Origin of the sequence: Campylobacter concisus, assembly GCF_003048555.1 — a bacterium.
Lineage (GTDB): Bacteria > Campylobacterota > Campylobacteria > Campylobacterales > Campylobacteraceae > Campylobacter_A > Campylobacter_A concisus_AO.
Genome location: NZ_PIRR01000066.1, coordinates 1 through 6229 on the forward strand (window position 1 = coordinate 1; position 6229 = coordinate 6229).

Consider the following 6229-nt stretch of genomic DNA (forward strand, 5'->3'; position numbering starts at 1 on the left):
ATATTTAAGATTTGTTTTAGTAACATTTCAGATGTAAAATTTTTGTAAAAGGAGTAAAAATTGAGTTACAAAATCTCGGTTGCAACATGTGCTGCACTTTTGATGTGCAGTGGTTTTTTAAGTCAAGTTTTTGCTGTGCAAACGACAAAGCTTAAGGGTATTGAAGTAAATTCAGTTGGTGACAACATCAGCGAGAGTGGCATCGATGAAGGAATTTTAAGCAAAAGAGTCGCTGCTGGTCCTTTGGCTGATAAAAAAGTTATAGATATGCCTTATCAAGTAAATACGATCTCAAAAGAGGTTCTTGATAACCAAGGTGTTCAAGGTTTTGAAGATGCAGTTAGATACTTCCCTTCAGCACAAATTCAATATCGTGGTGGTGGCGATGTTGGTCGTCCTCAAACTCGCGGTTTTCAAGGTTCAGTCGTAGGTAACGTTCTTTGGGATGGTTTTTACTCTACATCAACCACAGCTATACCTATGGCGATGTTTGAGAGCTTACAAATCTAAAACGGACTTGCTGGCTCACTTTATGGTGGTGCTACGCCTTCTGGATATTTCCTCTACTCTCGCAAGCGCCCAGTTCCGCTTCAAAACATCATCTGGACTGATTATAGCTCAAGGTCAAATTTGGGCGTAGGTCTTGATACTTCAAATAAATTTGAAAAAGTCGGATATAGAGGCGTCTTTTACTACTCAGACGGAGAAAAGAATGCCAAAGATAGTAAATTTTCTCGTCGTTTAGCCTCACTTGGACTTGATTTTTACCTTACAGAGGATTTGACACTTGAGACAAACTTTAGCCACTATGAGCATAAAAACTCAGGTATGCCAGGTGGATTTAGTATGCCATTAACAAACGGAGTTGCAGACTTTGATGTACCAAGCCCTGTAAAAGATACTAAAAGAGGACTTGAGCAAACATTTGGTGGCAATCACCTTAAAACAACGACAGCTAGCGTAAAACTAAAATATGCTCCAACAGAGAACTGGTACTTTGAAGGTGGCTATCAGTGGCAAAAGGCTATCCGTGATATGTATGGCACCGATGGAAAATTCTTAAATCAAAATGGAGATTATGAAGTTACTAAAAGTGGTGGCAGTGGTGCATCTGGTAGATTTGATGTAGACAGCTGGTTTTTAAAAGGTTTGACAAATTTTGAAACAGGTCCTTTATCGCATAATTTTGCCGTAGCTACAAATGGATACCGCTGGACTATTTATAGTGCTAGAAATAGTGGCGGTAGAGCAAATCTTGGCACGTCAAATTTGTATAACCCAAGAATCTTTAACGATCCACATGTGGCAAAAGGAAGTGGTAGATATAAAAGTAGTAGTAGCGATATGAAAAATATATCTGTTGTTGATGATATTAAATTTAATGACTACTTCAGCTCTATCTTATCAGTTTCAAGAAGCTGGTTTACAAGCTATAAGCTAGATCCATCTAAAGAGAAAAACTATGATAAAAGTGGCTTTAACTACGGTGCAAGCCTTGTCTATAAGCCAGTTGAAAACGTAAGCCTTTATACTACTTATGCAGATAGTATCTCAAATGAACAATCAACTTATACTTTTAGAAGAGGACCTAGAGCAGGCGAGACTTTAACAGTAGAGCCTATTAGAAGTAAACAATATGAGATCGGTGCAAAAGCAAGACTAGGTGAGCTTGATCTATCAGCTGCGATCTTTGAGATCAAACGCCCGGTAGCATACCTAGTCGGTAGCGGAGCAAATGCAGAGTATAAAATTCAAGGTACACAAAGAAACCGTGGCTTTGAGCTAACTACTGGCGGAAAGCTTGTTGATACTTTAAGTATGTATGGTGGCTTTACGCTTCTTAATGCTAAGATAAAAAATGCTAAAGATGGCGTGTCTGAGGGTAAAACAGTTATCGGTGAGCCAAAATTTCAAGCAAATGTCTTATTTGACTACGCTGTGCCAAATACAAACAAACTTGCATTTACAACAAATTTCCACTACACAGGCAAACGCTACATCGACAATGCCAACGCTCATAGCGTAAATGGCTACTTCACAACAGATGTTGGGGCTAGATATACTACAAAAGCTTGGCTAGGCAAAGAGACAACTATAAGATTTGACATAAATAACCTCTTTGATAAAAAATACTGGGCAGGAATGTTCCCATCTGGTGTGGATGGTGCAGTTGCTGGACGCGGAACTTCACTTTTCTTAGGACAAAGCAGAACCTTCATGCTTTCAGCTCAGGTTAAATTCTAAAACCAAAACTAAAGCCAAATTTATTTTGGCTTTAGGCTCTTTAAATTTACCCTTTTCGTAGGGCAGATTTAAATAACCAAAGGGAGAGAGATGCAAGGGCTAGTTGATTATCAAGCGATTTTGGAGCGAGTGTTTTTGCCTACTTTACAAAAAGTAAAAGGCAAAGATGGTGGCGTAAATTGGGATGATTACGCAGATATGTATAACGAGATGACCGGCATGGAGGCCGGCTCGACGCTAAATTTACTCTCGCTTTTGCCGCTTAGCAAGGAAGATAGCGTGCTTGACGTAGGCTGCGGTCCGGCAAGGCTTAGCGTGCCGCTGGCAAAAAAAGGTAAAAAGCGTAAGCGCGCTCGATCCTTTCGCAAAAATGCTTGAACACGCTAAGCAAAACGCAAAACAAGCCGGCGTGGATAATATAAATTTTATACAAAAAAGCTGGAGCGACGAAGAAGAGGTAAAAGACCTGCCAAAACACGACATCGTGATCGCGTCTCGTTCGCTCGGGCTTTTTGATATAAAAAAGCTTTGTAAATTCGCTAAAAAATACGTAGTCATGACCTCGTTTTTAATGGATCATCCAAGCCTAAAAGATATCTGGCAAGACTTCTTAAAAGGGATAAAAGATGAAAACGAGGCAGGACTAAGCGATAGGAGATTTGGCTATAACTTTATCTTTAATATCGCTTACGACATGGGAGTAAATCCAAATTTAAAGATAATAGACACCATTTTTGAGAGGGATTTTGCTAGCCTTGAAGAGGCGTTTTCTTATTTTAGATTCGTAGGCGAGATCGCGCCTGAAAAAGAAGAAATTTATAAAGAAAATGTAAAAAGCTACCTCACAAAGACCAAAAGCGGCTTTAAATTTAAAAGAGAGACGAGGAGCTATCTTATCTGGTGGGACGTGCGGGAGATGAAATTTGAGTAGCCAAAAGATCATTTTCGCATTATTTGCGCTTCTTTTGCTTGTGCTCTTTTTTTTCATTAGGTATCGGACGCTACGAGATAAGCTACGCTCAAATTTTTGAGTTTATAAGATCGGCCATTTTAAACGAGCAGCCAAGCGACGAGCAAGGATACACAGTCTTTACGCTCATTCGCTTGCCAAGGGTGCTTTTTGCCATCCTTGTCGGTGCAGCGCTTGCTAGCTCTGGAGCTGTCTATCAAGGTCTTTTTAAAAACCCTCTAGTCTCGCCCGACATCCTTGGTGTCTCAAGTGGCGCAGCCGTGGGGGCGAGCGTGGCTATCATTTTAAATTTTAACTACATAGGCGTGCAGCTTAGTGCCTTTGGCTGCGGTCTGTTTGCTGTTTTTGCTGTTGTTTTTATAAGTAGCGTCATCGCAAAGGGCAGACTAAATTTACTCGTGATGGTGCTAACTGGCATCGTCATCTCATCTCTTTTTGGAGCACTTAGCTCGCTCATAAAATTTCTAGCTGACAGCGATGATAAATTGCCTGAAGTTACTTTTTGGCTGATGGGAAGCCTAGCAAGAAGCGGTGGATATAAAAATTTGGCTCTACTTTTTTGCGTAGTTATGATCTGTCTTGTGCCACTTTTCATGCTTCGCTACAAGCTAAATACGCTTAGTTTTGGCGAAGAAGAGGCTAGGGCGATGGGGTTAAATGTGAAATTTTATAACATCATAATCATCATCGCTTCAACGCTTCTAACCGCTACTTGCGTCTCATTTTGCGGTATCGTGAGCTGGGTGGGGCTTGTCATCCCTCACATCATGCGCTTTGTCGTAGGAGCAAATTTCATAACGCTCTTTCCAGCTTCTCTGCTTGGCGGAGGGCTATTTTTGCTTATAGTCGATACTACTTCACGCAGCCTAATGGCAAGTGAGATCCCACTTGGCGTCATCACTTCGCTAGTTGGAGCGCCTCTTTTTGTCTATCTGCTCTATAAGAGCAAAAAGGGTTTTGCGTGAAATTTGAGATAAAAAATTTAAGCTGCGGCTACGATAAAAAGGTCGTTATAGAAAATTTCAATGCAAATTTACAAGATGGCGATATCTTTTGCCTGCTTGGTAGCAATGGCGTTGGCAAAACGACGACGTTTAAGACGATACTTGGCTTTTTAAAACCACTTGGGGGAAAAATTTTAATAGACGGCAAAGACGCGCTAAAGATGAGCGAGAAAGAGCGAGCAAGCTTTATAAGCTACGTCCCGCAAGCTCACACTCCGCCATTTGCCTTTAGCGTTTTTGATGTCGTGATGATGAGTGCAAATGCAAGACTTGGTATATTTGAACGCCCTAGCAAAGAGGATGAGAAGATAGCGTTAGATGCGTTAAAGACGCTAAATTTAGAGAGCTTTAAAGATAAAATTTACACCGATCTAAGCGGTGGCGAGCGGCAAATGGTGCTGATAGCTAGGGCCTTAGCGCAACGCTCAAAGGTGATGCTACTTGACGAGCCAACGGCAAATTTAGACTTTGGTAACCAAATGCGAGTTTTAAAAGAGATAAAAAAGCTTGCAAAGCAAGGCTACATCATCATCCTAACCTCTCATCAACCAGAGCAGGTCTTTTATCTAAACGCAAAAGTTGCGATGCTTGGGCGTGATAAAAACTACATCTACGGCGAGGCTAGCGAGGTGATGAGTAGCGACAATTTAAAGAAAATTTACGGCGCAGATATACGAGTGGTGAAAAATATCATCGATGAACGCGAGCATTACTCTTGCGTTATGGTGGATTGAAAGGAGAAGATATGTTTAAGAAAATTTTACTTTTGGCTTTTTTGCTTGTTAGTTTGCAAGCAAGAGTGGTGCTTGATAGCGACAATAAAAAGGTAGAAGTGCCTGATGTGATCGAGCGCGCGACGCCTTTGATAGGGGCTTTTGTGCAGGTCTCTGCGATGCTTGGCAACGAAGATCATATAATTAGCGGTGCGCCAAAACTGCCTCCACTTATGTCAAAAATTTTTCCAAAAATAAAGAGCAACGACAATAAAAGCGGCATGCTAAGTAGCAGCGTCGAGACTATCATAGCGTCAAAAACGCAAGTTGTTTTTGGGCCAGTTGGTATGATGTTTGATGAAAATAGCAAGGCTCAGCTTGAGAGCACTGGCATCGCAGTTGTGAAGATAGATAAATTTCAAAGCATCAAAGAGATACAAGATAGCTTTAGCAAGATCGCCGAAATTTGGGGCGAAAAGAGCATAAAAAGGGCACGTGAGTTTAATGAGTATTTTAACGATAACATAAAATTTGTAAGTCAAAAAACAGCAAATTTAATACCAAAAAAGAGAGTTTTGGTGCTTAATTATAGCTCTGGAAACTTTAACACCATTAGCTCAAAGGATATCGGCGCTGAGTATATTAGTGTGGCTGGCGGTATAAATTTAAGCTCAGAGCTAAGCGATGGGGATTTTAAAATTTCAAAAGCGATAAACGAAGAACAAGTCATCATCTTTAACCCAGACATCATCATCACAAATTCACAAAAAAGTGCCGATGCCATCGCTAAAAACGTATCATTTGCCAAGCTAAAAGCTGTGCAAAATGGAGAAATTTTTGTAGTGCCAAGTGGCGTTTATCTTTGGAGCGTAAGAAGTGCTGAAGGTGCGCTCTATCCGCTTTGGCTGGCTAAGACATTTTACCAAGAGCTATTTAGCGATCTAAATTTAGAGCAAAAAACAAAAGAGTTTTACGAGAGGTTTTATAACTACAAGCTAAGTGATAGCGAGCTAAAAGAAATTTTGCACCCAAAGGGTGAATTTTGATAATAGGACAAAAATAATGTTATTTATTATATTTAATATATTTATTTAAGTATAAAAGTAAATTTATTTTTCTAATATCCTAAAAAAGAGCTTTTAAAGCTTAAAAACTCAAAAATAAAAATAAACTTCAAATCGGTAGAAATTTTTATATATCTTATAAAATTTCTACCGCTAAATTTATATAAACTACCTTGAAAAGCCCATTTTATCCTTTTTGATTTTAATATCAGCTCTCATTTCTTAATCTAAAAT

At 39.7% G+C, this 6229-nt stretch carries 7 protein-coding genes; all 7 read left to right on the top strand.

Features of this window, described 5'->3' with window-relative positions; translation table 11 throughout:
• Window positions 1-60 precede the first annotated feature (60 nt).
• The 7 genes from CVS92_RS09205 to CVS92_RS08580 all read left to right on the top strand — a co-directional run bounded on the left by CVS92_RS09205 (window position 61) and on the right by CVS92_RS08580 (window position 5977).
• Complete coding sequence (locus tag CVS92_RS09205) at window positions 61-510, top strand: TonB-dependent receptor plug domain-containing protein (protein ID WP_234398731.1); 450 nt, start codon at window positions 61-63, stop codon at window positions 508-510.
• A 120-nt stretch (window positions 511-630) separates the two neighbouring features.
• Window positions 631-2244 (top strand): TonB-dependent receptor, encoded by a 1614-nt coding sequence (locus tag CVS92_RS08560; protein WP_234398732.1) that lies wholly within the window; start codon window positions 631-633, stop codon window positions 2242-2244.
• Window positions 2245-2334: 90 nt separating this feature from the next.
• Window positions 2335-2622, top strand: a complete 288-nt coding sequence (locus CVS92_RS09210) for a hypothetical protein (RefSeq protein WP_234398733.1) — start codon at window positions 2335-2337, stop codon at window positions 2620-2622.
• Entirely contained in the window at window positions 2615-3175 is a 561-nt protein-coding gene (locus CVS92_RS08565; RefSeq protein WP_234398734.1) for a class I SAM-dependent methyltransferase, read from the top strand. The genes CVS92_RS09210 and CVS92_RS08565 overlap by 8 nt, the downstream gene beginning before the upstream one ends.
• 38 nt (window positions 3176-3213) lie before the next feature.
• Complete coding sequence (locus tag CVS92_RS08570) at window positions 3214-4179, top strand: FecCD family ABC transporter permease (protein ID WP_234398735.1); 966 nt, start codon at window positions 3214-3216, stop codon at window positions 4177-4179.
• Window positions 4176-4952, top strand: a complete 777-nt coding sequence (locus CVS92_RS08575; protein ID WP_107789168.1) for an ABC transporter ATP-binding protein — start codon at window positions 4176-4178, stop codon at window positions 4950-4952. The genes CVS92_RS08570 and CVS92_RS08575 overlap by 4 nt, the downstream gene beginning before the upstream one ends.
• Before the next feature lie 11 nt (window positions 4953-4963).
• Window positions 4964-5977 carry an ABC transporter substrate-binding protein gene (locus CVS92_RS08580; protein ID WP_107789169.1) on the top strand — a complete coding sequence of 338 codons (1014 nt, stop codon included), beginning with the start codon at window positions 4964-4966 and terminating at the stop codon, window positions 5975-5977.
• Window positions 5978-6229 lie beyond the last annotated feature (252 nt).

Coding starts and splice junctions, on each gene's coding strand:
- CVS92_RS08565 (WP_234398734.1), top strand. CDS start 2,615: ATGCTTGAACACGCTAAGCAAAACGCAAAACAAGCCGGCGTGGATAAT.
- CVS92_RS09210 (WP_234398733.1), top strand. CDS start 2,335: ATGCAAGGGCTAGTTGATTATCAAGCGATTTTGGAGCGAGTGTTTTTG.
- CVS92_RS08580 (WP_107789169.1), top strand. CDS start 4,964: ATGTTTAAGAAAATTTTACTTTTGGCTTTTTTGCTTGTTAGTTTGCAA.